This window comes from Pseudomonas putida (assembly GCA_041071465.1).
GTDB lineage: Bacteria > Pseudomonadota > Gammaproteobacteria > Pseudomonadales > Pseudomonadaceae > Aquipseudomonas > Aquipseudomonas putida_P.
Genome location: CP163498.1, coordinates 5,860,783 through 5,883,534, shown reverse-complemented (window position 1 = coordinate 5,883,534; position 22,752 = coordinate 5,860,783). Strand labels below are relative to the sequence as shown.

21 protein-coding genes are annotated in these 22,752 nt (G+C 64.0%); 5 read left to right on the top strand and 16 right to left on the bottom strand.

Going from position 1 to position 22,752, the window contains the following annotated elements; translation table 11 throughout:
* Nucleotides 1-2: 2 nt before the first annotated feature.
* Nucleotides 3-1,424 carry a cytochrome ubiquinol oxidase subunit I gene (locus AB5975_26960; protein ID XDR20056.1) on the top strand — a complete coding sequence of 474 codons (1,422 nt, stop codon included), beginning with the start codon at nt 3-5 and terminating at the stop codon, nt 1,422-1,424.
* Between the two features lie 14 nt (nt 1,425-1,438).
* Nucleotides 1,439-2,446, top strand: coding sequence for a cytochrome d ubiquinol oxidase subunit II (gene cydB, locus AB5975_26955; GenBank protein XDR20055.1), 1,008 nt, complete (start codon nt 1,439-1,441; stop codon nt 2,444-2,446).
* Nucleotides 2,447-2,477: 31 nt separating this feature from the next.
* Here the strand turns inward: cydB and AB5975_26950 are convergent, their stop codons facing one another.
* The 4 genes from AB5975_26950 to AB5975_26935 form a co-directional block, all read right to left on the bottom strand.
* Nucleotides 2,478-3,071: a biliverdin-producing heme oxygenase gene (locus tag AB5975_26950; protein ID XDR20054.1), complete on the bottom strand. Its 594-nt coding sequence runs from the start codon at nt 3,069-3,071 to the stop codon at nt 2,478-2,480.
* A 74-nt stretch (nt 3,072-3,145) separates the two neighbouring features.
* Complete coding sequence (locus AB5975_26945; GenBank protein XDR20053.1) at nt 3,146-3,937, bottom strand: ABC transporter ATP-binding protein; 792 nt, start codon at nt 3,935-3,937, stop codon at nt 3,146-3,148.
* Nucleotides 3,931-4,926: an ABC transporter permease gene (locus tag AB5975_26940; GenBank protein XDR20052.1), complete on the bottom strand. Its 996-nt coding sequence runs from the start codon at nt 4,924-4,926 to the stop codon at nt 3,931-3,933. Before AB5975_26940 ends, AB5975_26945 begins: the two co-directional genes overlap by 7 nt.
* Entirely contained in the window at nt 4,907-5,977 is a 1,071-nt protein-coding gene (locus AB5975_26935; GenBank protein XDR20051.1) for an ABC transporter substrate-binding protein, read from the bottom strand. Before AB5975_26935 ends, AB5975_26940 begins: the two co-directional genes overlap by 20 nt.
* A gap of 288 nt (nt 5,978-6,265) precedes the next feature.
* On the opposite strand from AB5975_26935, the gene AB5975_26930 reads away from it, so the two are divergent.
* Complete coding sequence (locus AB5975_26930) at nt 6,266-6,730, top strand: GNAT family N-acetyltransferase (GenBank protein ID XDR23042.1); 465 nt, start codon at nt 6,266-6,268, stop codon at nt 6,728-6,730.
* Between the two features lie 17 nt (nt 6,731-6,747).
* Here AB5975_26930 and AB5975_26925 read toward each other — a convergent pair whose 3' ends face one another.
* Complete coding sequence (locus tag AB5975_26925) at nt 6,748-7,521, bottom strand: LysR family transcriptional regulator (protein XDR20050.1); 774 nt, start codon at nt 7,519-7,521, stop codon at nt 6,748-6,750.
* Nucleotides 7,522-7,643: 122 nt separating this feature from the next.
* Between AB5975_26925 and AB5975_26920 the strand changes: the two genes are divergently transcribed.
* Nucleotides 7,644-8,375, top strand: a complete 732-nt coding sequence (locus tag AB5975_26920; GenBank protein ID XDR20049.1) for an SDR family oxidoreductase — start codon at nt 7,644-7,646, stop codon at nt 8,373-8,375.
* 62 nt (nt 8,376-8,437) lie between these two features.
* Here AB5975_26920 and AB5975_26915 read toward each other — a convergent pair whose 3' ends face one another.
* The 9 genes from AB5975_26915 to phnD all read right to left on the bottom strand — a co-directional run bounded on the left by AB5975_26915 (nt 8,438) and on the right by phnD (nt 18,619).
* Nucleotides 8,438-9,943, bottom strand: a complete 1,506-nt coding sequence (locus AB5975_26915; protein ID XDR20048.1) for a nucleobase:cation symporter-2 family protein — start codon at nt 9,941-9,943, stop codon at nt 8,438-8,440.
* A gap of 122 nt (nt 9,944-10,065) precedes the next feature.
* Nucleotides 10,066-11,439: an 8-oxoguanine deaminase gene (locus tag AB5975_26910; GenBank protein XDR20047.1), complete on the bottom strand. Its 1,374-nt coding sequence runs from the start codon at nt 11,437-11,439 to the stop codon at nt 10,066-10,068.
* Nucleotides 11,440-11,644: 205 nt separating this feature from the next.
* Nucleotides 11,645-12,472 carry a phosphonoacetaldehyde hydrolase gene (gene phnX, locus AB5975_26905; protein ID XDR20046.1) on the bottom strand — a complete coding sequence of 276 codons (828 nt, stop codon included), beginning with the start codon at nt 12,470-12,472 and terminating at the stop codon, nt 11,645-11,647.
* Nucleotides 12,473-12,553: 81 nt separating this feature from the next.
* Nucleotides 12,554-13,420 (bottom strand): LysR substrate-binding domain-containing protein, encoded by an 867-nt coding sequence (locus tag AB5975_26900; protein XDR20045.1) that lies wholly within the window; start codon nt 13,418-13,420, stop codon nt 12,554-12,556.
* Nucleotides 13,421-13,462: 42 nt separating this feature from the next.
* Complete coding sequence (locus tag AB5975_26895; GenBank protein XDR20044.1) at nt 13,463-14,758, bottom strand: MFS transporter; 1,296 nt, start codon at nt 14,756-14,758, stop codon at nt 13,463-13,465.
* A gap of 88 nt (nt 14,759-14,846) precedes the next feature.
* Entirely contained in the window at nt 14,847-15,935 is a 1,089-nt protein-coding gene (gene psrA / locus AB5975_26890; protein XDR23041.1) for an iron-containing alcohol dehydrogenase PsrA, read from the bottom strand.
* Between the two features lie 202 nt (nt 15,936-16,137).
* The gene (gene phnE, locus AB5975_26885) at nt 16,138-16,956 is read right to left on the bottom strand and encodes a phosphonate ABC transporter, permease protein PhnE (protein XDR20043.1); all 819 of its coding nucleotides are present in this window, start codon (nt 16,954-16,956) and stop codon (nt 16,138-16,140) included.
* On the bottom strand, nt 16,953-17,753 hold the full coding sequence (phnC, locus tag AB5975_26880) for a phosphonate ABC transporter ATP-binding protein (GenBank protein ID XDR20042.1): 801 nt from the start codon (nt 17,751-17,753) through the stop codon (nt 16,953-16,955). The genes phnE and phnC overlap by 4 nt, the downstream gene beginning before the upstream one ends.
* Nucleotides 17,750-18,619, bottom strand: coding sequence for a phosphonate ABC transporter substrate-binding protein (phnD, locus tag AB5975_26875; GenBank protein ID XDR20041.1), 870 nt, complete (start codon nt 18,617-18,619; stop codon nt 17,750-17,752). Before phnD ends, phnC begins: the two co-directional genes overlap by 4 nt.
* A 112-nt stretch (nt 18,620-18,731) precedes the next feature.
* Between phnD and AB5975_26870 the strand changes: the two genes are divergently transcribed.
* Nucleotides 18,732-19,598: a LysR substrate-binding domain-containing protein gene (locus AB5975_26870; GenBank protein XDR20040.1), complete on the top strand. Its 867-nt coding sequence runs from the start codon at nt 18,732-18,734 to the stop codon at nt 19,596-19,598.
* Nucleotides 19,599-19,628: 30 nt separating this feature from the next.
* Here AB5975_26870 and AB5975_26865 read toward each other — a convergent pair whose 3' ends face one another.
* A complete protein-coding gene (locus AB5975_26865; GenBank protein XDR20039.1) occupies nt 19,629-21,209 on the bottom strand; it encodes an aldehyde dehydrogenase (NADP(+)) in 1,581 nt (526 codons plus the stop codon).
* A 118-nt stretch (nt 21,210-21,327) separates the two neighbouring features.
* Nucleotides 21,328-22,722 (bottom strand): APC family permease, encoded by a 1,395-nt coding sequence (locus tag AB5975_26860; protein ID XDR20038.1) that lies wholly within the window; start codon nt 22,720-22,722, stop codon nt 21,328-21,330.
* Between the last annotated feature and the right edge of the window lie 30 nt (nt 22,723-22,752).

The window sequence follows — 22,752 nt, the reverse complement described above, 5'->3', positions numbered from 1 at the left end:
CCATGTTCAGCCTTACAGCCTTGGAGCTGGCCCGTATACAGTTTGGTTTCACCATTACCTTCCACATCATTTTCCCGGCCATCACCATTGGCCTGGCAGCATTCCTGGCGGTACTGGAAGGCCTGTGGTTGTGGAAAAAAGATAACGCCTACCTCGACCTGTACCACTTCTGGTCGAAGATCTTCGCCGTCAACTTCGCCATGGGCGTGGTCTCCGGGCTGGTCATGGCCTACCAGTTCGGCACCAACTGGAGCTTCTACTCGCAGTTCGCCGGCAGCATCACCGGCCCCTTGCTGACCTACGAGGTGCTGACGGCCTTCTTCCTTGAAGCGGGTTTCTTGGGGGTGATGCTGTTCGGCTGGCACAAGGTCGGCCGTGGCCTGCACTTTTTCGCCACTGTCATGGTGGCCGTGGGCACGATGATTTCTGCCACCTGGATCCTGGCGTCCAACAGCTGGATGCAAACGCCCCAGGGGCACGAAGTGATCAATGGCGTGGTGGTGCCGGTGGACTGGTTTGCCATCATCTTCAACCCATCGTTCCCGTACCGCCTGGCGCACATGGTGACGGCGGCAATGCTGTCGACCGCGCTGTTTGTCGGCGCCTCGGCGGCCTGGCACCTGTTGCGTGGCAACCGTACCCCGGCGGTGCGGCGGATGTTCTCGATGGCATTGTGGATGCTGCTGTTCACTGCGCCGCTGCAGGTGCTGATCGGTGACATGCACGGCTTGAACACGCTCAAGTACCAGCCGGCGAAGGTCGCTGCGATGGAGGGGCACTGGAGCAATACACCGGGCCAGGGCGTGCCGCTGATCCTGTTCGGCATCCCGGACATGGAGGCTGAAACCACCCGCTACAAGGTTGAAATCCCCAACCTGGCCAGCCTGATCCTGACCCACAGCCTGCACGGGCAGATCCCAGGCTTGAAAGACTTCGCCAAAGAAGACCGGCCCAATTCGACCATTGTGTTCTGGTGCTTCCGGGTCATGGTCGGCCTGGGCATGCTGATGGTTGTGCTGGGCCTGTATGGCGCCTGGCTGCGCTGGCGCGGGCGGCTATACACGTCACGGGGGCTGGCGCGGTTTGCCTTGTGGATGGGGCCTTCGGGCCTGGTGGCCCTGCTGGCCGGCTGGTATGTCACCGAAATTGGCCGCCAGCCGTGGGTGGTGTACGGCCTGATGCGCACCAAGGATGCGGTCTCCGACCATTCGGCGCTGACCTTGTCGGTAGGCCTGGTGGTGCTGGTGGTGATGTACATCGGGGTATTCGGCACAGGTGTCGTCTACATGCTGCGCCTGGTGCGCAAGGGGCCGGAGGTACACGACGACCACCAACAGCCGGTGACCGCCAACCAGCGGCCGGCCCGCCCGTTGTCGGCGGTGGACGAGCCGCTGTATCCGCATTCACCCAACCACATTGACTGACCGGAGACGCTGTCATGGGTATTGATCTTCCGCTGATCTGGTTCCTGATCATCGGCTTTGGCGTGATGATGTACGTCATCATGGACGGTTTCGACCTGGGTATCGGCATCCTGTTCCCGTTCATCACCGACCGCGAGCAGCGCGACACCATGGTCAACACCGTGGCGCCGGTGTGGGACGGCAACGAAACCTGGCTGGTGCTGGGTGGTGCAGGGTTGATGGCGGCCTTCCCCAAGGTGTATGCCATTTTGCTCAGCGCGCTGTACATTCCGGCGCTCGGCCTGCTGGCCGGGTTGATCTGGCGTGGGGTGTCGTTCGAGTTTCGCTTCAAGGCCGATGAGGCGCACAAACCGTTCTGGGACCGGGCCTTCATGGCCGGGTCGTACGCTGCGGCGTTCTTCCAGGGGGTGATGCTGGGGGCGTTCATCGAGGGGCACTCGATCGTCGACGGGGTGGCCACCAATGGCCTGATGAGCTGGCTTACGCCGTTCAACGTGTTCTGCGGGGTTGGGGTGGTGGTGGCCTATGCGCTGCTGGGCGCCACCTGGCTGGTACTGAAGACCGAAGGCCGGCTACAGGCAAGCATCATTCGAGCCTGTACACCGATCACCCTGGCGACGGTGGCGGCCATGCTGATTGTCAGCATCTGGACCCCGCTGACGCATCCGGCGATCTTCGAACGTTGGTTCAGCCTGCCCAACTTCTGGTTCTTCCTGCCGGTACCGGTGCTGGTGCTGGTGGCCACCTGGGCGATTCTCAAATCGCTGCGTGGCGCACCCCATGCCGGGCCTTTCGTCTGGTCGCTGCTGCTGGTGTTCCTCGGTTTCACCGGGTTGGTGATCAGCATCTGGCCTTACGTACTCCCGCCCAGCCTGACCATCTGGGAGGCGGCGGCGCCACCGCAGAGCCTGGGCTTTGCCCTGGTCGGGGCGTTGCTGATCATCCCATTCATCCTGGGGTATTCGGCCTGGTCGTATTATGTGTTCCGCGGTAAGGTGAAGGACGGCGAGGCCTATCATTGAGCCGTCGCGGGTAAACTCACCTCCCACACGGCTAGCGATCCTGCGCGAACACCTCGCGCAGGTGTGCCCGATAACTGTCGAACGCAGCAATCACCCCTGTCACTACCTCTGCTTCTTCTTGCTCACCCAGCACCAGGGCATCCAGCCTGGCAACAAACGCGCGCCAATGCAGCGCCCGGCCATCCGGGTGCGCTGCCAGGTGGCGGGCGCCCTGGTCACCGTCCAGCCCCAGGCGCTGGGTGTGCTTGAACAGGAACGCTGCCCCCAGGTTCGACCCTTCACTGCAATACAGCCAGCCCAGGGCCTGGGCCGGGCTGGCACGTATTTGTCGAGGGGGCGTTGGCAGCGGCAGGCCCAAATCGAGTAGGTCGCCCTCGACCGCCGCAAAACGCGACAGCTCAACCAACCCCGGCAGGCGCTGGTTGAGCTGTTCATCCTGATACAGCGCCAGCAGGCTGCCATGAAAGCGGTGCTGCACCTGCAGAAAGCGGCCATACCGCTCGCGGTTTTCAAAAGGCCGCGCCGCCATCACCAGTTGATCGACACTGTCATGGTCCCGGCTGCTGGCGGCCTTGAGGCGTTTGCAGCGGCTTGGCTCCGTAGAGGGGGAGAGGGCAGCGGTCATTGGCGTATCCGTGGCAACAGGGCAATGCCTCCATCATGCTTGCCTTCCCTGGTACGCAGCAAGTATCACCTCGTTCACCAATCCCGCCCTTGGCCCAGTAATTCCAGCGCATGCTGGCGCAACTCCAGCAACCGTGGGTCATCTCGATGCCGCGGGTAACCCCGCTCGACCTTCAGCTCGGCCAGCACCCGCGCTGGCCGTGGCGAAAACACCAGCACCCGGTCACACAGCAACAGCGCCTCTTCGACATCATGGGTCACCAGCAACGAACTGTAGCCTTGCTGCTGCCACAGGCGGATCAGCTCGCCCTGCATGGCAATGCGGGTCAGCGAGTCGAGCTTGCCCAGTGGCTCATCGAGCAGCAGCAGCCGAGGTTCGTTGATCAGCGCTCGGGCCAATGCCACACGCTGGGCCATACCGCCCGACAACTGGCGCGGGTAGGCATCACGAAACTGCAGCAGGCCGACCTTGTGCAAGGTCTCGTCCACCCGATGGCGCTGGGCCTTCAGCTGGCCACGGGCTTGCAGGCCGAGGGCGACGTTGTCCCACACGCTGCGCCATGGGTACAGCGTCGGGTCCTGGAACACCAGCACGCGCGAGTGGTGTGGGGCAACAATGGCCTGGCCGTCCGCCAGCAAGCTACCACTTTGCGTTGTTTCCAGCCCGGCAACCAGGCGCAGCAGGGTGGACTTGCCGCAACCGGACGGGCCAAGCAGCGCCACGCTCTCACCAGGCGCCAACTGCAGGTCGACCTTGTCCAGTACGGGCAGGCGCTCACTGCCCAAATCAAAGGCGTGGCTCAGCCCACGGATATCCAGCGCCATGCCGGTGTCCTGGGCCAGCACCGCTTGTACGCCACTCACCATTTCACTGCTCCCTTTTGCCAGGCCAGCACCCGGTCACGCACCAGGAACAACAGCGTGATCAGCCCCGAGCACAGCAATGCCATCACCAGCAGCGCTGCATACATGTTGGCGTAGGCAGCCCAGCCCTGCGCCCATTGCAGGTACCAGCCAAGGCCGGCCTTGACCCCCATCATTTCGGCCACCACCAGCACCGAGAACGAAGCCCCCAGGCCCATGAACAGGCCGACGAACACATGGGGCAGGGCAGCGGGGATCGCTACCCGCCAGACCAGGAAGCGCCCGCTGGCACCCAGGGTGCGCGCCACTTCGTAATAGGCCTTGTCAACGCTGGCCACCCCGGACCAGGTCAGCACCGTGACCGGGAACCAGGTGGCCAGGGCTATCAGGAACACGCTGGCGCTCCAGCTGGAAGGGAAGAAGAAAAAGCAGATTGGCAGCAGCGCCGTGGACGGCACCGGCCCGAGGATGCGCAGCACCGGGTGTACCCAGTAGCCGATCCGGTGCGACCAGCCAATCGCCACGCCGGCGATGAAACCGGCCGCACCGCCGATGACTACACCGTTGAGCAGCAGCCACAGCGAATGCAGCAGGCTTTCGCCAAGCCGCGACCAGTCATCGACGAACACTTCGATCAGCGCCTGGGGCGGCGCGAAAAACGGTACCGGCAGCAATACCACCTTGGCTGTGACCAGCAGCCACAGGCCAAGCAACAAGGGCAAGGCGACCAGCCACGCAGCGGCCGGCCGCAACCGAGCGACGCTGCGGGTAAACACCCCCGGCAACAGTGCGAGCAGCGCCAGCAGCCCGCCGGCCACTGCGCCCGCCAATGCCAGTTCGCGGGTGAATGGCCAAGGTTTGCCACCGTCCGGGTAGAACTGGGTGAACAGCGCGAAGGCGACCCAAGCCAGTGCCGCAAGCAGGCCGCCACGCCATACGGCGATGGCGGGTGCTTTGGCGGTTCGGCTTTGCTCAAGCGAATACGTTGGCATGGATGCTCTCCGCGAATTCCAGCGGGTCGGTGCGTGGGCGCAGTACCTCGATGTTCTTCAGGTCACGGGCGTACACGGCAATTTCCTTCACGAAGGTGTTACCCACCGAGTAATAACCGTGGGTGTGTTCGGTGAGGATGGCGCGTACTTCTTCCTTGGAGGTGTTGATGGCGAACTTGAGGAATTCTTCGGCCACCGCGTCGGGGTTACGCGATGCCCACGCATGGGCCTGCAGAATCGAGTGAGTGATGGCGGCAGCGACCGGGGTGTCATTGCGCGCCAGCTGGCCGCTGACGCCGACCACGCAGCAGCTCATGTTGGCGTATTCCTCGACCATATTGGTCGCCAGCTCGCGGAACCCTGGCTGCTGCTTGACCCGGTACATGAGTGGGTCCGAACCGCTGGCAGCCTGGATCTCGCCCTTTTGCAGGGCAACGCTGAGCAGATCGATGGGGTAGACCCGCCAAGTCACGTCGCGCACCGGGTCGACGCCATGGCGCTTGAGCATCAGCGAGAAGAAGTTCTTGTCCGCTGCCGCCATGTCGGTGACGCCGATGGTGGTGCCTTTCAAGGCCGCGAAGTCCTGCGGGCCGCCGTCCAGGGTCAACAGGCGCAGGCAGCCGCCATGGGTGCCGGCGGTCAGTTTGACATCGAAGCCCTGTTCCAGCGCTTTCAGCCAGCGCAGTGCCATGCCGGTGGCGGCATCGGCCTTGCCGGTGGCCATCGACTCCAGCAGCACCTCGGTGGAGTTACCGAAGTTGACGAATTCCACATCCAGGTTGTGGCGTTTGAAAATGCCTTGGCTGTCGGCTACGGCCACCGGTGCCAGGCACACGGCATTGAGGTTGGTCGCCAGCCTGACCTTGCGCGGTTCGGGCAGCACCCAGCGGTTGCTCTCCAGGTCCAGGCCACTGCCGACGGGTTGTACGGCGTGCTCGCTGTGGCCGGCGTGGCTGCTGTCGGCGAAGGCCAAGCGGCCGAACAAGGTTGCCGCCGTGGCGGTGCCGGCCAACGCCAGCAGTTGACGGCGGTTGAATGAAGCAATGGGCATGGCGCCTCCATGTGCGATCAGGGGGCAGGCACCACGTGGTCGGGTAGCGTGCGAGAAACCGGCAGCTCAAGGCCGGCTGAGTGGCTTAGACAGTAAAGGCTTTCTGCATAATAATAAAATTCAATTTAGATATAACTTAATATGCAAAAAATGCATTTATTGCGCTGGGCTGTCGCGACCTGCTCGGTTCGCGACGATGGAGCGCAAGGTCGATGCTCATTTATCATGCTGGCTGCCTTCACCTTGCCCTAGGAAACCTGCCATGAGCGCCCCCAGTTTCGCACCCCCATTCCCGCAGATGCCGAGCGCTGCTACGCCATCGAAATTGGCGCCTATGAGGGGGATGAGGCGGCCACGCTGGAAAAAATCCGCACGCGTATCGCGCAGTACCCGCAAGGCTTCCTGTTGCTGGAACGTGACGGCGAGATCGTGGGTTTCATCAACAGCGGCTGCGCCCACGACGTGGTGATGTCCGACGAAGCGTTCAAGGAACTGGTCGGCCATGACCCGGCAGCGCCGAACGTGGTGATCATGTCGGTGGTGGTAGACCCGGCGCACCAGGGCAAAGGCTACGCCAAGCTATTGATGGACGCGTTCATCGCACGCATGCAGGCGGCGGGCAAGCAGACCATTCACCTGATGTGCAAGGAGCAGCATGTGCCCTTGTACCAGAAGCTGGGCTACCAGTACGTGAAGCCGTCGCCATCGGACCACGGCGGTATGGCGTGGCATGAGATGATCATGTCCCTGTGAGTGCCACTAAAGGCAACTCAACACTGCAAGGCATCGCGCAGTTGCATGACGCCATCGAGCGCCAGCGCCTGGGCTGAGTAGCACAGGCCGATGCGTCGACGCAGGTCCAGTTGGGGCATGGGTTGCCAGCGCACGCCAGGATGCTCGGCGGCCAGTGACTGCGGCACGATTGCAGCGCCCAGCCCGGCGGCGACCAATTCCAGGGCCAACACAAAGCTATCGGCTTCTGCTACCGGGTTCACGCTGTAGAACGGCAGCAGGCGCTGATGGCTCGGCTGCGCAGGGCAGGTAATCCAGTGCTCGGCAGCGCTTGCCTGGGTTGCAAGGGCCAGCACGAACGGGTCGCTGTGCAGCGGCAAGAACAACTCATCTTCACAGCGCTGCTCTTCGCTGGCCAGCCGCACCTCGCCCATGCAGCCGGTTACCAATTGCAGGCGCACTGGGGGCTGGATGGCCGCCGCCGCCAGCACAAGCTTGGCCAGCACCGCTTTGCTTACATCCTGCTCGACGCCAACCTGCAACGGTGAACGTTCACGATCACCCTTGAAACGCCCCAGCAGGCGGTTGGCATCGGCGACCATCCGTTGCGCCTCGGGGTACAGCGCGCGGGCATCTTCGGTCACGTCCACGCCACGGGCCTGGCGCACGAACAGCGTGGTGCCCAAGGCTTCTTCCAGTGCCTTGATACTGCCAGACAGCGCCGGTTGGCTAAGGTGTATCGAACGTGCGGCGGCGGTGATGTTGCGCTCTTCGAACACGGCGATGAAAGCACGGAGCTGGCGATAATCCATGGGTTACCCATAAGTGATGCCGATGGCTGCGAAAGGAATTTCCCATTTTTCGGCAGAAAAACTGGCTTCTATACTCGCTCTACTTCTTACCCATAGGCAAATTGGATAACAGGATGGCGACCATGACCAACACCCATAAACCGCTGGTGGTAATTACCGGTGCCAGCTCCGGCATTGGCCTGGCCACCGCCAAGCTGCTGTCCAGCCGCGGCCATGCACTGTTGCTGCTGTCTCGCCGCCTGGCGCCGATGCAACAACTGCAGTTGCCCAACACGCTGGCGCTGCCGGTCGATGTGACTGACCGCGCGGCTGTGCTGGCTGCCGTTGCCGAGGCCGAGGCACGCTTTGGCCCGGTCGACGCGATCATCAACAATGCCGGTGTAATGCTGCTGGGCGCAATCGCCACGCAGGACCCAGAGCAGTGGGACCGCATGCTCGACGTGAACGTGCGTGGGCTGCTCAACGGCATCCATGCCGTGGCCGGCGGCATGGTCGAGCGCAAGCACGGCACCATCATCAACGTCAGCTCCGTGGCCGGGCGCAAGGCCTTCCCCAACCATGTCGCCTATGTCGGTACCAAGTTCGCCGTTACAGGCCTGTCGGAAAACCTGCGCGAAGAACTGGCACCGAGTAACGTGCGGGTGATCACCATCGAGCCGGGCGCTGTCGACACCGAACTGCTCAGCCACACGACCGATGACGCCATCAAGGCGGGCTACAACGACTGGAAGCAGGAAATGGGCGGGGTGCTGACGGCGCAGACCATTGCCGAGACCATCGGCTTTGCCTATGGCCAACCGCAATCGGTGTGCATTCGCGAAATTGTGGTATGCGCTACCCGTCAGCAGCAATAACCGACCCGATCGACTGGCGCGGTTTCCTCCAGGAGACCGCGCCAGCCTATAGAGGTGCAGTGTCAGTGCATGTGCGCCACTGACGTCTTACCCGTTTTGAAGTGCCCCTCATCAGCCTCCATGATCGGCACTTCGTTGCCGTCCCGGTCATACAGCTTGCCATCACGGAACACATCGCCTTCATTCAACCCGGCGATGTCCCGGTAGCGCAGGGTGCGCTCGCTGGCCGCGACGAACACCGACTGTTGATCGGAGTTGCCAGCGCGCAGGTGGTTGAACAGCAGGTTGAGCAGAATCGCCATGATCGCCGCCGAGCTTATGCCCGAGTGGAAGATGGTCTCGAACCAGGCCGGGAAGTGGTGATAGAAGCCTGGCGCTGCGATCGGGATCATGCCAAAGCCGATCGAGGTGGCGACAATGATCAGGTTCATGTTGTTGCGGTAGTCCACCTGGGCCAGGGTGCGGATGCCGCTGGCCGCGACCGTGCCGAACAGCACCAGCCCGGCGCCACCGAGCACCGCTGTAGGCACCGCGGCGACCAGCCGGCCCATCACCGGCAGCAGCCCCAGGGTCACCAGGATCAGCCCGGCGCTGGCCACCACGTAGCGGCTCTTCACCCCGGTCACGGCCACCAGGCCGACGTTCTGCGCGAAGGCACTTTGCGTGAACGAGCCGAACAGCGGCGCCAGGGCGCTGGAAATCATGTCGGCGCGCAGGCCATTGCCCAGTCGCTTGGAATCGACCGGGGTGCCGATGATTTCACCCACCGCCAGGATGTCGGCCGAGGTCTCGACCATGGTCACCACGATGACGATAAGCATGGACAGAATCGCCGCCACCTGGAACTGCGGCGCACCGAAGTGCAGCACCTCGGGCATGGCCATCCACGGCCCTTGCAGTGCCTGGGAGAAATCAGCCATGCCGGTGGCCATCGCCGCCAGCGTGCCGATCACGATCGCCAGCAGGATCGACAGGCGCGACAGGCTGGCACTGCCCAGCTTGCTCAGCAGCAGTACCGAGGCCAGGGTGAACGCGGCCAGGCCAATGTTAGCCGGGCTGCCGAAGTCGGCGGCCTGGCTGTTGCCGCCCATGGCCCAGCGCGCGGTCACCGGCATCAAGGTCAGGCCGATGGTGGTGATGACGATGCCGGTCACCAATGGCGGAAAGTACTTGATGATGCGTGAGAACAGCGGGGTGATCAGCAGGCCGACCAGCGATGAAACGATCACTGCGCCGAACACCACCTGCATGCCCCCGATACCGTCATTGCCGATGATCGCGACCATGGTGGCGACGCTGGCGAAGGACACCCCTTGGACCAGTGGCAGGCGGCAGCCGAAGAAGGGAATGCCCAAGGTCTGCAGCAGCGTTGCCAGGCCGCCGGCGAACAGCGACGCGGCGATCAGCAGGCCAACGTCGCCAGCGCTGAGGCCGGCGGCTTGGCCGATGATCAGCGGCACGGCGATCATGCCGCCATACATGGTCAGTACATGCTGCAGGCCGTAAGCCAGGTTGGCGCCCACGCCGAGGTTCTCGTCTTCTGGACGAGGTGAAGCGGGAGAAGTCATGGTGAGTAGCTCGCTTTGTTATTTTATGCGTCTAACAGCACGGTCTCAGTCGCATTCGTTGAGAAAAGAACAGGCAGGAATGGGCTGCTGCGCCCGGCTTGGGGCGCAGCAGCCCGGGTGCATCACGCGCCGCTGACCAACTGGTGTGCCAGCTGGTTGTGGCGCTCCAGCACGCGTGGCAGGTCGACGGTGGCCAGCTGGCCATCCTTCACCACCACACGGCCGTTGATCACGCTGGTGTGCACTTGGGTTGGCGTGCAGAACACCAGCGCTGCCAGCGGGTCGTGGTGGCCGCCGGCATAGGCCACGTGGCCCAGGTCGAACGCGACGAAGTCGGCGACCATGCCGGGGGCCAGGGCGCCGATGTCATTGCGGTTGAGCACCTTGGCGCCGCCGAGGGTGGCGATTTCCAGGGCTTCGCGTGCGGTCATGGCGTCGGGGCCGAAGCCCACCCGCTGGAGCAGCAAGGCCTGGCGCACTTCACCGATCATGCTGGCGCCGTCGTTGGACGCCGAGCCATCGACCCCCAGGCCCACCGGTACGCCGTGGTCGCGCATCTTGCGCACCGGGGCGATACCCGAGGCCAGGCGCATGTTCGAGCATGGGCAGTGGGCAACGCCGGTGCCGGTGCGGGCGAACAGCTCGATGCCATGCTGGTCGAGCTGTACACAGTGGGCATGCCAGACATCGTGGCCGACCCAGCCGAGGTCTTCGGCGTATTCGGCAGGGGTCATGCCGAACTTTTCGCGGCTGTAGGCGATGTCGTTGACGTTTTCGGCCAGGTGGGTGTGCAGCGACACCCCGTACTGGCGCGCCAGCACGGCAGCTTCACGCATCAAGTCACGGCTGACCGAGAACGGCGAGCACGGCGCGACCACGATGCGGCGCATCGAGCCGTGGCTGGCGTCGTGGTAGTCCTCGATCAGGCGTTGCGACTCCTTGAGGATGTCGGCTTCCTTTTCCACCACCGAGTCGGGTGGCAAGCCGCCCTGGCTCTGGCCCACGCTCATGCTGCCGCGTGCGGCGTGGAAGCGCATGCCGATCTCGGCGGCAGCGTGGATGCTGTCATCGAGCTTGCAACCGTTGGGGTAGATGTACAGGTGGTCGCTGGAGGTGGTGCAGCCGGAGAGGATCAGTTCGGCCATGGCGGTCTGGGTCGACACCGCGATCATTTCGGGGGTCAGGCGTGCCCAGATCGGGTACAGGTTGGTCAGCCAGTTGAACAGTTCGCCGTCCTGGGCCGCCGGTACCACGCGGGTGAGGCTCTGGTACATGTGGTGGTGGGTGTTGACCAGGCCAGGGATGACCACTTTGCCGGCCATGTCGAGGACGACGTCGGCTTGTTGTGGCAGGGTATCGCTGGTGCCGACCTGTTTGATCAGGTTGTCTTCGATGAACAGGCCGCCGTTCTTGATCTCGCGGCGTTGGCCGTCCATGGTGACCAACAGAGCAGCGTTTTTGACGAGTAACGTTTTTGCAGGGGTTGTAGGTGACATGGCGTAAGCCTGCCGCAATACGCATCGGCGATTACCGATGTCATAGGCGCAGGGCATTGTAATCAAGCTTTTTGCTGATTGTATACAGCTTTGCTGGGCCTGTGCTGGCCTCTTCGCGGGCAAGCCCGCGCCCACAAGGGCGTTGCACAACCCTGAAGGCCGGCGCAATCCTTGTGGGTGCGGGGTTGACCGCGCAGCTTAGGTCTCAACTGCTCTGGGGCATTTCCCCGCGCGCCAGGCGGGCGTTGATATCGGCGATTACCCCGGGTAGCTCGGCGATGGTGTCGATCAGGTAATGCGGTCGCGACCCTTCGAACAGGCTGCCGATGCGCTGGCGTTGCTGTTCCAGTTCCGCTTCGGGCAGGGCCTTGTACTGCTCATGGGTGAGCCCAAGCGCGTTGCCTGAGCAGGTCAGGGCCACGGTCCACATCCCGGCGCTGCGCCCTTCGAGAATGCCCGGCCAGGTGTCGTCGACCTTGACGCAAGCTGCCACGTCGCTCACCCCCAGGGCGACCACGTTGGCCAGTGCCTGCGCGGGGTAGGGGCGGCCATTGGGTACCTCGTCGGTTGCCACCACGTGGTCGGCGCTGTAGCCATTGCGCAAGGCCAGGGCCACTACCTTTTCCATCACCACCGCCGGGTAACCCGAGCACGAGCCAATTTTCAGCCCCTGTTGGCGCATCTGGGCGATGGCCTCCAGCGCTCCGGGGATCAGCGCCGAATGGTCGGCGATCTTCTCGATCTGCAAGGGCATGAAGCGCTCGTAGATGGCTGTTACATCGTCGTCGCTTGGCGTGTGGCCGAAGGCGGCGTGGTAACGCGCAGCGATGGCCGGCACATTGCACAGGGTGCGAATGTGGTCCCACTTGCCCATCCCCATGGGCCCGCGGGCTTCTTCCAGGCTGACCTGCACGCCGAACTCGGCAAAGGCCTCGACAAAGATCTGGGTGGGGGCGAACGAGCCGAAATCCACCACGGTGCCGGCCCAGTCGAGAATGGCGGCTTGCAGTTGCTTGGGTTGCTGATAATGCATGGCAAAACTCCAGTGGGTAAGAACTCAGGGTGCGCGCGGCCCGCCCGGCACACTGGCAGGCTCGCGGTGGTCATGGGGGCATCAGTGCGCGTTGAGCGCGTCGAACAGCTCGGCGATGATCGCCCGGTTACGGCGGATGCCCAGGCAGCACAGGTAGTAATGGATGTGGAACGGGTCTTCGGCAAAGGCGATGGAGCGCGTGCCGGGGCGGTCGGCGTACTCCACTGCCGAGACAAAGCCCACGCCAATACCATGCACCACCGCATGCACGATGGCCTCGCGGCTGTTCAACTGCATCGCGCAATCCAGTGTCACGCCATGCTGGCGGCAGCCTTCTTCGACCAGTTGCCGGGTGCGCGATGCCGCTTCGCGCAATACCACCCGCTGGCCGGCAATGTCCTTGACGCTGACACTCGCCTGCCGCGCCCACGGGTGGTCGTCGCGCACCACCGCCAGAATCGGGCAAGTGCGGTAAAGCCGCGTGCTCAGGCGCTGGTCGAACTCCGACAGGGCGAGGATGGCCAGGTCTATGTCGAAGTTGTACAGCCGCTCCAGCGTGCCGGCTTCGCTGCTGAACGAGGTTTCCAGCTCGATCTGCGGGTAGCGCTGCATCAGCTCGTAGGTCAGGCTCATGGCAATCGGCGGCGACACCGCCCCGATGCGCAACATGCCTTGCTTGCGCTGCTGGAAGCTCTGCAACAGTTGCAGCGCTTCGTCCTCCTGGCCGAACAGGCCCTGGGTAATTTCGTACAGCTGGCGGCCTGCCGGGCTGAGCTCGATAAAGCGCCCTCGACGGTGGAACAGTTCCACGCAAAAGCGCTTTTCCAGGCCACTGACCTGCTCGCTGATGGTTGGCTGGCCGATGCTCAGCAACTCGGCGGCCTGGGTGAAACTGCCGGTGCGCGCCACCGCATGAAATGAGCGCAACCACTTGTGGTACTGGTACATGACACCTCTTTGGCAATGGCATGGACGACATGGCAGGCACCCTCAGCGGCGTACGAACAGGGCGACCAGGGCACTGCAGGCGCAGGCGCTGGTGACCACGATGAAAATCAGCGAGGTGTTGCCGGTGGTGTCGAGCATACGTCCGATCAGCGGCTCTGCCAGCCCGGCGAACAGGTACGAGGCGAAATTCATGATGCCGGTGGCGGTGCCGGCGCGACGCGCGCCGACCAGGTCCGGGCACAGCGCCCAGAAGCTCGATGCCGGGCCGTAGACGAAGAAACCGCAGAGGAACAGCGCCAGCAGGCCAACCGCGCTGTGCGCTGGCAGGCTCCACATCCACAGGCTGGTGAGCGCGCCCAGCACCATGTACAGCATGATCGCCAGGTAACGTTTGCTGCCGAACAGTTTGTCCGACACCCAGCCATTGCTCAGCGCGCCAACGGCCATGCCTACCGGCAAGGCGATGGTGATCCATTTCGGGTCGATGAAACTGTCGCCTTTCTGCCAGTTGGCACCCAGGAAATGCACGGGCACCCAGACGATCAAGCCGTACCGCGCGGCGTTCTGGAAGCCCAATGACACCGCTGCCACCAGCAGGCGCGGGTTTTTCAGCACGGCCAGGTAACGTTGGCGCGAGGTTTCTTCACCGCCCAGGCTGGCCTCGTTGGCACGGTCTTCGGCGTTGGCCACGCCAGTGTCGTCCAGCGCCGGGTAACCCATGTCTTGCGGGCGCTCCCGCGCCACCAGGTAGAAGACGATGCCACCGGCCAGCATCAGCAGCACAGGCAAGCGGAAAATCCAGCGCCACTCCAGGTGCAGCACATCGATCACCACCACCGAGGTCACATACGACAGCACCGATGCGCAGCCAGCGGCGAACACATAGAAGCCATACACCTTGCCGCGCTCGGCAGCGCCCCACCAGTTTGAAAGCAGGCGGCTGCCGGGCGCCCAGCCCAGGGCCTGGAAATAACCGTTGACGCCCCACGGCAGGATCAGGCTGAGAAAACCGCCAGCAAAGCTGGTGACCCAGTTGGCGCCGCACGACAACACGGCGCCGATGCTCATGATGCGTCGGCCGCCGAACTTGTCGGCGAGGTTGCCATTGATGGCTTGGCCAACGGCATACATCCACAGCATGGCGGTGGAGGCCCAGCCGAGGGTTTCCTTGCTCAGGCCGAACTCGGCCTGGATCCCGGGGATGGCGAAGCCGAAGGTTTGCCGCCCGGTGTAGAAGAACAAGTAGCAGAACATCGCGGCCAGCAGCATGCGCCATTGCGCAAGGCGAAACGGCAGGGTGCTGGGCATTGCGCCAGTCAGGGTTTGTGCGCGGTTCATGACGGTTTCCTTTTTGTTCTCTGGCGCCGGCCCATGGGGCTCGGCGAGTCGGCACTCTTGAAAGGTGCTACAGGAAAAACGCAGAAGATCAGGCGGCTTGCGCGCCGATGAAATTGCGCCCGCGGGCGCCCTGCAGGGCGGCGTCGATCATCGCCTCGGCCTCGGCGGCTGTCACGCCGTAATCTTCGAACTCGGTGCGCACGCCCAGGCGGTGAAGAAACGCCCGCAAGCGCTGTTGCGCTGCCGCGAGGTCGTGGCCGAACGCCTTTTGCAGGGTCTGGTCGCGCCCGGCATCACGGCCCCAGGCCAGGCCCAGCACCAGCGGCAGGGTGAACGAGCAGGCAATGCCGTGGGGCAGGCCGTGGCGCAAGGTCATTTCGTAGGAAATGGAATGGGCCAGCGCGGTCTTGGTGTTGGAAAAGGCCAACCCAGCCTTCAGTGCGGCCAAGGCCATGCGTGCGCGCAGTTCGGGGTTGCCAAGGTCTTGTTGCAGGCGTGGCAGGCAGTCGAGGATGTCCTCGATGGCCGACAGCGCGAAGGTGTCGGAGAGTGGGTTGGCGTTGTGGTTCCAGATCGACTCCAGCGCGTGGGACAAGGCATCCAGCCCGGTGGACACGGTTACGGCAGCCGGCACACTGAGCATCAGCTGCGGGTCGATCAATGCAACGCTGGGCCAGGTGCAGGGCAGGTGCAGCGAGTACTTCTTCTGCTGGCCGGCGTCCCACAGGGTGGCCCAAGGCGTCACCTCGCTGCCGGTGCCGGCCGTGGTCGGCGCGGCTACCAGGGTCTTGTGCCGGGGCGGAACAAACGGTTTGCCACTGGCCAGCAGGTCAAGCAGTTCGTCGAATCGGCCTGAAGCGGTACCGACGATCAGTGCCTTGGCGGTATCGATGGCGCTGCCACCCCCCAATGCCAGCACCGTATCGCAATCGCCGTGCTGGGCCCAAAAGGCTTCGTGCACGCCACGCAGCCAGGCGACATCGGGGTTGGGTTGGACGTTGTCGATCACGCACACCAGGCGCTCGCCCAACAGGCTGCGCACCCTGGCCAGCAGGCCGAGCTGCGCAGCTTCGGGAAAGGTAACCAAGGCGACCTTGCCAGGGCAGTGTTCGGCGATCTGGTCCAGGCTGCCACCGCCGAAAACGGTGGTGACCGGGTTGTGGAAGCAGGCAGGCATGGGCAGTTCCTTATTGTTGTTGGAAGGTGCGGCCATGCTCGACGGCTGGCGGTTTTCGTTCCAATCGATTGATTGCAGGGTGCTATCGGCCAGGCCGATAACGGGACGTGCGGGCATTGCGGGAACTCCAGGCATGGTTTGCCCGTCGCGCGCCCAGCGGGCGCACGTGGCAGGTTGCTTGTGTCGAGGGTAGGGCTGTGGATCAGTGGCGGGCGTTGCCCTGAATCGCATGGCGCAGGCGGTTGGAGGCCAGGTCGGCCAATACCACCATCACGGTGATGACCAGGATGCAGGTGGCGGTTTCCTGGTACTTGAACAGTTTCAGGCTGCTGACCAGCTCGAAGCCCAGGCCACCGGCACCGACCATACCCAGTACCGTGGCCGAACGCAGGTTCACCTCGAAGCGGTACAGCACCACGGCGATCCAGGCGGTGATCACCTGTGGTAGTACGCCGAAAGCGATCACCTGCAGTGGCCGTGCACCGGTCGCCTGCAGCGCTTCAATTGGTCCTTGGTCGATCTCCTCGATGCTTTCGGCAAAGAACTTGCCGAGCATGCCCACGCCATGCATCGCCAGGGCCAGCACGCCTGGGAAGGGCCCCAGCCCCACCGCGGAGACGAACACCAGGGCCAGGATCAGTTCGTTGATGCTACGAATCACGTTCAGCACCTGCCGGGTGGCCTGGTACAGCCAGCGGTTGCCGTGCAGGTTGCGCGCCGCGAGAAAGCCCAGTGGCAGGGCGAGGATGATCCCCAGCAAGGTACCCCACAGGGCAATTTGCAGGGTTTCCAGGGCCGGCTGCCAAAGGCTTGGCAGGATGCTCAGGTCGGGCGGCAGCGAGCGGCCAAGGAAATCGCCGATCTGTGGTAGCCCGTTGGCCAACTCGGCCCAGCTCAGTTGTGCGCCTTCGGCGCTCCACTGCAACACCAGGACCACTGCCAGCAGCAGTGCGGCAGTGCCCAGCCAGCCACGGGCGCGGGTGGGTGTATTGACCAGCCATTGGTGGCTTTGTGGGTTCATGCCGAGGCTCCTGTGCCGGTGGTCAGCATCGGCCGGGCCACGGCCAGTGATACTGCGGGCTCATCGGATGAGGGCGTGTGATAGATACGCTGCAGGGCTGCTTCGTCCAAGTGCCCAGGCGGGCCATCGAACACCAGGCGCCCGCTGGCCAGGCCAACGATGCGGTCGGCGAAGGCCCGGGCCAGGTCTACCTGGTGCAGGTTGCACACAACGGTAATGCCGAGGGTGCGGCTGGCTTCGCGCAGGTACTGCATTACCACCTGCGCAGTATTCGGGTCGAGGCTGGCCACCGGCTCGTCGGCCAGGATGACCTGGGGCCGCTGGGCCAGCGCACGGGCGATGCCCACCCGCTGCATCTGCCCGCCAGACAGCGCATCGGTGCGTGAGCCGGCCTTGTGCTCCAGCTCCACCCGGCGCAGGCAGTCACGGGCCAATGCCACGTCGTCGCGGCGGAACAGCTGCAGCAGCGAGGTGAGGGTACTGCAGTGGCCCAGGCGACCGGTCAGTACGTTTTTCAGCACCGACAGGCGCGGCACCACGTTGTGATGCTGGAAGATCATTGCCACTTGCCGGCGCAGGGCGCGTTGATCGGCTGCGCGCATGGCGTTTACCCCGGCTACCTGCAGCTCGCCGCTGTCAGCCTTGGCCAGGCGGTTCATGCAGCGCAGCAGGGTGGACTTGCCGGCACCAGACTGGCCAAGGATCACCACGAATTCACCGGCTTGAACGTCCAGGTCGATGCCGCGCAGCACCGGGTTGTCGGCGTAGCCCTTGGCCAGTCGGCGGATGCGGATCATTTCAGGCTCCGCAGGTCGAGGTCGAGCACCTTGGCCGTGTCGCGAACCACGTTGTAGGCAGCATCGGTGGTTGGCTGGAAGCCATTGAGCATGCCCTGGTCACCCCACGGTACATCCTTGATCTCGGCAAACGCACCGCGCAGTTTGGCCTGCAGTTCGGGGTCGAGGTTCTTGCGCCAGACCATCGGAGATTCGGGAATGTCTGGCGAGGTCCACACCACCTGGAAGTCCTGCTGCTTGACCTGGCCACTGTTCACGGCGCCGGCCAGGATGCGGTCGGCCACGGCGGCGGCATCGACCTTGCGGTTTTCCACGGCGAGGATGCTGGCGTCGTGCGACCCCGAGAAGATCACCCGCGAGAACAGGGTTTTCGGGTCGTGCCCGGCATGCTCCAGGCCGGCCTTGGGGAACAGGTGGCCGGAGGCAGAGCTGGGGTCGACGAAGGCAAAGGTATGCCCCTTGAGGTCGTCGAGCGTGCGGATGCCGCTGTCTTGGCGGGCAATGATCAGGCTGTGGTAGGCACTGCTGGCGGTCTTCCTGGTCACTGCCACGGCAAAGGCTTCGGCGCCTGCTACCTGGTTGGCAAGGACATAGGAGAACGGGCCGAGGTAGGCGACGTCCAGCTTGCCGGCGCGCAGGGCTTCGATCACCCCGTTGTAGTCGGTGGCAACGTACGGCTTGACCGGCATGCCCAGGCGCGCCTGCAACTGGTCGAGCACTTGCTGGCTGCTCTTGATCATGGCCTGGGAGTCTTCCGACGGGATCAGGCCGACGGTCAGCGCCTGCTGGGCTTGCACGGTGGGGGCGAGCAGCAGTGGCAGCAGGGCAAGGCGGGCACAGCGCAACAGTTTCGGGAGGGGTGTCATGGCAATACCGGAGTGGTTGTTGTCGGTAGTGCCAAAACTAGGGCTGTCATGTGACAGTCACGCCATCAATTCAATATGGGTTTCGCCAGCCAACCATTCAAAGGATCTATGGATGTCCACCGCCCGCTTGCGTACGTTCCTTGCCGTGGCCCGGCATGCCAGCTTCAGTGCCGGGGCCAGGGCCATTGGCCTCAGCCAGCCGACCGCCACCAACCAGGTCCAGGGGCTGGAGCGCGAATTCAACGTCGAACTGTTCCACCGCCGTGGCCGGCGCATCGAGCTGACCGCCGTTGGCCGCGCCTTGTTGCCGATTGCGCAGCGGATGTGGATGCTCGAAGCCGAGGCCACCAGCCTGCTGCGCGACAGTGGCCAGCTTAACCGGGGGGAGCTGAAGATCGGTGCGGTGGGGCCGTTCCATGTGATCGAGATGGTCGACCGCTACCGGCAGGCGTATCCACAGATCGACGTATCGATTCGCGTGGGCAACTCGGCGTCGGTGCTGGCCGATCTTCAGGGCTACGTGACCGATATCGGCGTGTTGGCAGGGCTGCATGATGACCCGGCGTTTGTCGCACAACGCTATGCCAGGCACGCGGTGATCCTGTTTGTCCGCGCCGATCACCCGTTCGCCCGTCATGACCAGGTTCTGCTGCAGGCGTTGCAGGGGCAGCCGTTGCTGCGCCGTGAGCAAGGTTCAACTACGCGGCTGGCGTTGGACAATGCACTGGATGCTGCCCAGGTAACACCGCGTATCGTCATGGAGATCGGCAGCCGCGAGGCGCTGCGCGAGGCGGTGATTCGTGGCATGGGTATTGGTGCGGTGTCCGAGGCAGAATACATCGCCGACCCCCGCTTGAAAGTGATCCGCATCGCACAGGACTCGGTGTATACCGAAACCTACCTGTACTACCTGGCCGAGCGACAGGGCAGCCAGGTCATTGCGTCGTTTCAGCGCACCCTTCAAGGCTGGCACGGCTAAAGGTGCCGTGCCAGTTCAACGCGGCAGGTATCACACCCCTTCGCGGCTGCTCACCCCATCGAGCAAACGCACAATCCCCAACGGGTTAGCGTTTTTCAACGCATCCGGCAGCAGCGCATCCGGGTAGTTCTGGAAACACACCGGCCGCAGGAAACGGTCGATCGCCAAGGTGCCCACCGACGTACCGCGTGCGTCGGAGGTGGCCGGGTAAGGCCCGCCATGCACCATGGCATCCGAAACTTCCACACCGGTCGGGTAGCCGTTGAGCAGCAGACGCCCGGCCTTGCGCTCCAGCAAAGGCACCAGCGAGGCAAAGGCGACCAGGTCGTCAGGTTCGGCAATCAGGGTGGCCGTCAGCTGGCCCTGCAGATGGCGCAGTGCTTCGGTCAGTTGCTGCGCATCGGCCACTTCAACCACCACGGTGGTCGGGCCGAACACTTCTTCCTGCAGCAGCGGGTCGCCGTTCAGCAGCAGGCTTACGTCCGCCTTGAACAGCTGTGGCTGGGCCTGGTTGCCGGTTTGTGGTTGCCCGGCCAGGTGCTGAATACCTGGGTGCGCCAGCAGGTGCTGGACACCGTTCTGGTAGCTGCGCAGGGTGCCAGCGTTGAGCATGGTCTGCGGGCCTTGGTCTGCCATGCGTGCAAGCAGTGTTTGCACGAAACGCTCGAACTGCGCGGACCGGATACCCACTACCAGGCCTGGGTTGGTGCAGAACTGCCCGCAACCCACCACCACCGAGGCGGCCAGTTCGCCGGCGACTTGCTCGCCACGGGCTTGCAGCGCCTGGGGCAGGACGATAACCGGGTTGATGCTGCTCATTTCGGCAAACACCGGAATCGGTTGCGGGCGTGCCGCCGCCATGTCGCACAGGGCGCGGCCACCGCGCAGCGAACCGGTAAAACCGACCGCCTGGATGGCCGGGTGCTTGACCAGCGCTTCGCCCACGCCGGCACCGTAGATCAGGTTGAAGACGCCTGCCGGCATGCCGCTGCTGGCCACCGCGCGGTCGATGGCTGCGGCCACATGGGCGGCAGTGAGCATGTGCCCGCTGTGCGCCTTGAACACCACCGGGCAGCCGGCAGCCAGCGCCGAGGCCGTGTCCCCGCCAGCGGTGGAGAAGGCCAGGGGGAAGTTGCTGGCGCCGAACACGGCCACCGGGCCCACGCCGATGCGGTACTGGCGCAGGTCCGGGCGCGGCAGCGGGGTGCGCTGGGGCAGGGCGCGGTCGATACGAGCGGCGTAGAAGTCGCCACGGCGTACCACTTCGGCAAACAGGCGCAGCTGGTTGCTGGTGCGGCTGCGTTCACCACGGATGCGCGCTTCGGGCAGCGCGGTTTCGCGCATCACATGCTGGATGAAGTCATCACCCAATGCGTCCAGCTCGTCGGCGATGGCGTCGAGGAAGGCGGCGCGCTGGGCCGGGCGGGTGCTGCGGTAGGCCGGGTAGGCGGCCTCGGCGGCCTGCACGGCGGCCTCGACCTCATCGCCGGTCGCCTGATGGAAGGCGTAGGGCAGCGGCTCACCGGTATGGGCGTCGACGCTGTTCAGCAGCACGTCACCGTTGCCGCTGAGTTGGCCGGCGATGTGGTTCAGGCGGTGTTCGATGGACATTTCGTCTCCCGTTGGCAATGACTGTCGTTGGGGTTGGACTGTAGGGGGCGAACGGGGGGCTGAATAATGATTAATACGGATCGGGTGATAACGGCCAGTTATCACCCGACGTTCGGCCTCATTCGGCCATCTGCAACTCCGGCAATTTCACCCGGAATGCGCGCGTCAGGCCCATCAGCACTACCAGGCCCATGCCCAGCCAGCACAGGCCAATGGTGAACGACAGGCTGGTCAGGCTGCTCCACAGCCACAGCGTGCTGAGAAAACCCAGCCCAGGAATGGCACCGTACAGCAGGTAGTTGCGGCCGCCGCGCAGTTTCTGGTCGACCAGGTAGTGCTTGACCACCGCCAGGTTCACCGCCGAGAAGGCGAACAGCGCGCCAAAGCTGATCATGTTGGCGACGGTATCGAGGGTGATCACCAGGGCGATCATCGACACCAGGCTGACCACCAGGATGGCCGTGGCCGGCACGCGCTTTTTCGTCGCCAGCTGGCCGAATGCCCGCGGCAATGCGCCGTCGCGCCCCATGGCGAACAGCACGCGCGATACGCTGGCCTGGGACACCATGGCCGAGGCGAAGCAGCCGGCCACGTAGGTGGCGGTGAACGCGGTTACCAGCAGCTCGCCGCCTACCCGGCGCATCACGTCCACCGAGGCCGAATCGGGGTCGGCGAAGCTGCCCCAGTCGGGGAACACCATCTGTGCGCAGTACGACACTACCAGGAACAGCAGGCCACCGATCAGCGACACGGCCAGAATCGCCACGGGAATGCGGTAGGTTGGGTTGCTGGTTTCCTCAGCCATGGTCGACACCGCGTCGAAGCCGAGGAACGACAGGCACAGCACGGCGGCGCCGGTCATGATCAGCGGCACACTGAAGCCTTCGTGGTGAAAGGGCGCCAGCAGCGACACCGGCTCTGCCTGCCCACTGAGCTTGAGCACGGACAGGGCGACGAAGACGATGATGAACACCAGCTGCACCACCACCAGGATCCAGTTGACCCGGGTGATCGACTCGATACCGATCAGATTGAGGAAGGTGACCAGGGCTATGGAGCCGGCCACCCACACCCAGGCGTGGATGGCCGGGAAGTATTCCGACATATAGATGCCGATCAGCAGGTAGCTGAGCAGCGGTAGAAAGATGTAGTCGAGCAGCAATGTCCAGCCGGTGATGAAGCCGATGTGGCTACCGAAGGCTTTGCGCGTGTAGGTGTAGACCGACCCGGAGTAGGGGTGGGCCTGGACCATGCGGCCATAGCTGTAGGCGGTCAGCAGCATGGCGGCGAGGGTCAGCAGGTAGGCGGTGGGCAGGTGCCCTTTGGTCATCTGAGTGACCAGCCCGTAGGTGGTGAATACGGCCAGGGGCACCATGTAGGCCAGGCCGAACAGCACCAGGGCGGTCATCCCCATGGACTTGCGCAAGCGGCCGGTGCTGGCGTCGGGTTGTGTGGGTGCATGCGGGGTGGGGCTATGTGCGGGGCTATGGGCTGTACTTGTTGTTGTATGCATTGCTAACTCCTGGAAAGGGATGCAGGACAC

Coding starts and splice junctions, on each gene's coding strand:
- cydB (XDR20055.1), top strand. CDS start 1,439: ATGGGTATTGATCTTCCGCTGATCTGGTTCCTGATCATCGGCTTTGGC.
- AB5975_26865 (XDR20039.1), bottom strand. CDS start 21,209: ATGTCCATCGAACACCGCCTGAACCACATCGCCGGCCAACTCAGCGGC.
- AB5975_26910 (XDR20047.1), bottom strand. CDS start 11,439: ATGTCACCTACAACCCCTGCAAAAACGTTACTCGTCAAAAACGCTGCT.
- AB5975_26940 (XDR20052.1), bottom strand. CDS start 4,926: ATGCCAACGTATTCGCTTGAGCAAAGCCGAACCGCCAAAGCACCCGCC.
- AB5975_26960 (XDR20056.1), top strand. CDS start 3: ATGTTCAGCCTTACAGCCTTGGAGCTGGCCCGTATACAGTTTGGTTTC.
- AB5975_26920 (XDR20049.1), top strand. CDS start 7,644: ATGACCAACACCCATAAACCGCTGGTGGTAATTACCGGTGCCAGCTCC.
- phnD (XDR20041.1), bottom strand. CDS start 18,619: ATGACACCCCTCCCGAAACTGTTGCGCTGTGCCCGCCTTGCCCTGCTG.
- AB5975_26860 (XDR20038.1), bottom strand. CDS start 22,722: ATGCATACAACAACAAGTACAGCCCATAGCCCCGCACATAGCCCCACC.
- AB5975_26915 (XDR20048.1), bottom strand. CDS start 9,943: ATGACTTCTCCCGCTTCACCTCGTCCAGAAGACGAGAACCTCGGCGTG.
- AB5975_26900 (XDR20045.1), bottom strand. CDS start 13,420: ATGTACCAGTACCACAAGTGGTTGCGCTCATTTCATGCGGTGGCGCGC.
- phnC (XDR20042.1), bottom strand. CDS start 17,753: ATGATCCGCATCCGCCGACTGGCCAAGGGCTACGCCGACAACCCGGTG.
- phnX (XDR20046.1), bottom strand. CDS start 12,472: ATGCATTATCAGCAACCCAAGCAACTGCAAGCCGCCATTCTCGACTGG.
- phnE (XDR20043.1), bottom strand. CDS start 16,956: ATGAACCCACAAAGCCACCAATGGCTGGTCAATACACCCACCCGCGCC.
- AB5975_26870 (XDR20040.1), top strand. CDS start 18,732: ATGTCCACCGCCCGCTTGCGTACGTTCCTTGCCGTGGCCCGGCATGCC.
- AB5975_26935 (XDR20051.1), bottom strand. CDS start 5,977: ATGCCCATTGCTTCATTCAACCGCCGTCAACTGCTGGCGTTGGCCGGC.
- AB5975_26945 (XDR20053.1), bottom strand. CDS start 3,937: ATGGTGAGTGGCGTACAAGCGGTGCTGGCCCAGGACACCGGCATGGCG.
- AB5975_26895 (XDR20044.1), bottom strand. CDS start 14,758: ATGAACCGCGCACAAACCCTGACTGGCGCAATGCCCAGCACCCTGCCG.
- psrA (XDR23041.1), bottom strand. CDS start 15,935: ATGCCTGCCTGCTTCCACAACCCGGTCACCACCGTTTTCGGCGGTGGC.
- AB5975_26925 (XDR20050.1), bottom strand. CDS start 7,521: ATGGATTATCGCCAGCTCCGTGCTTTCATCGCCGTGTTCGAAGAGCGC.
- AB5975_26950 (XDR20054.1), bottom strand. CDS start 3,071: ATGACCGCTGCCCTCTCCCCCTCTACGGAGCCAAGCCGCTGCAAACGC.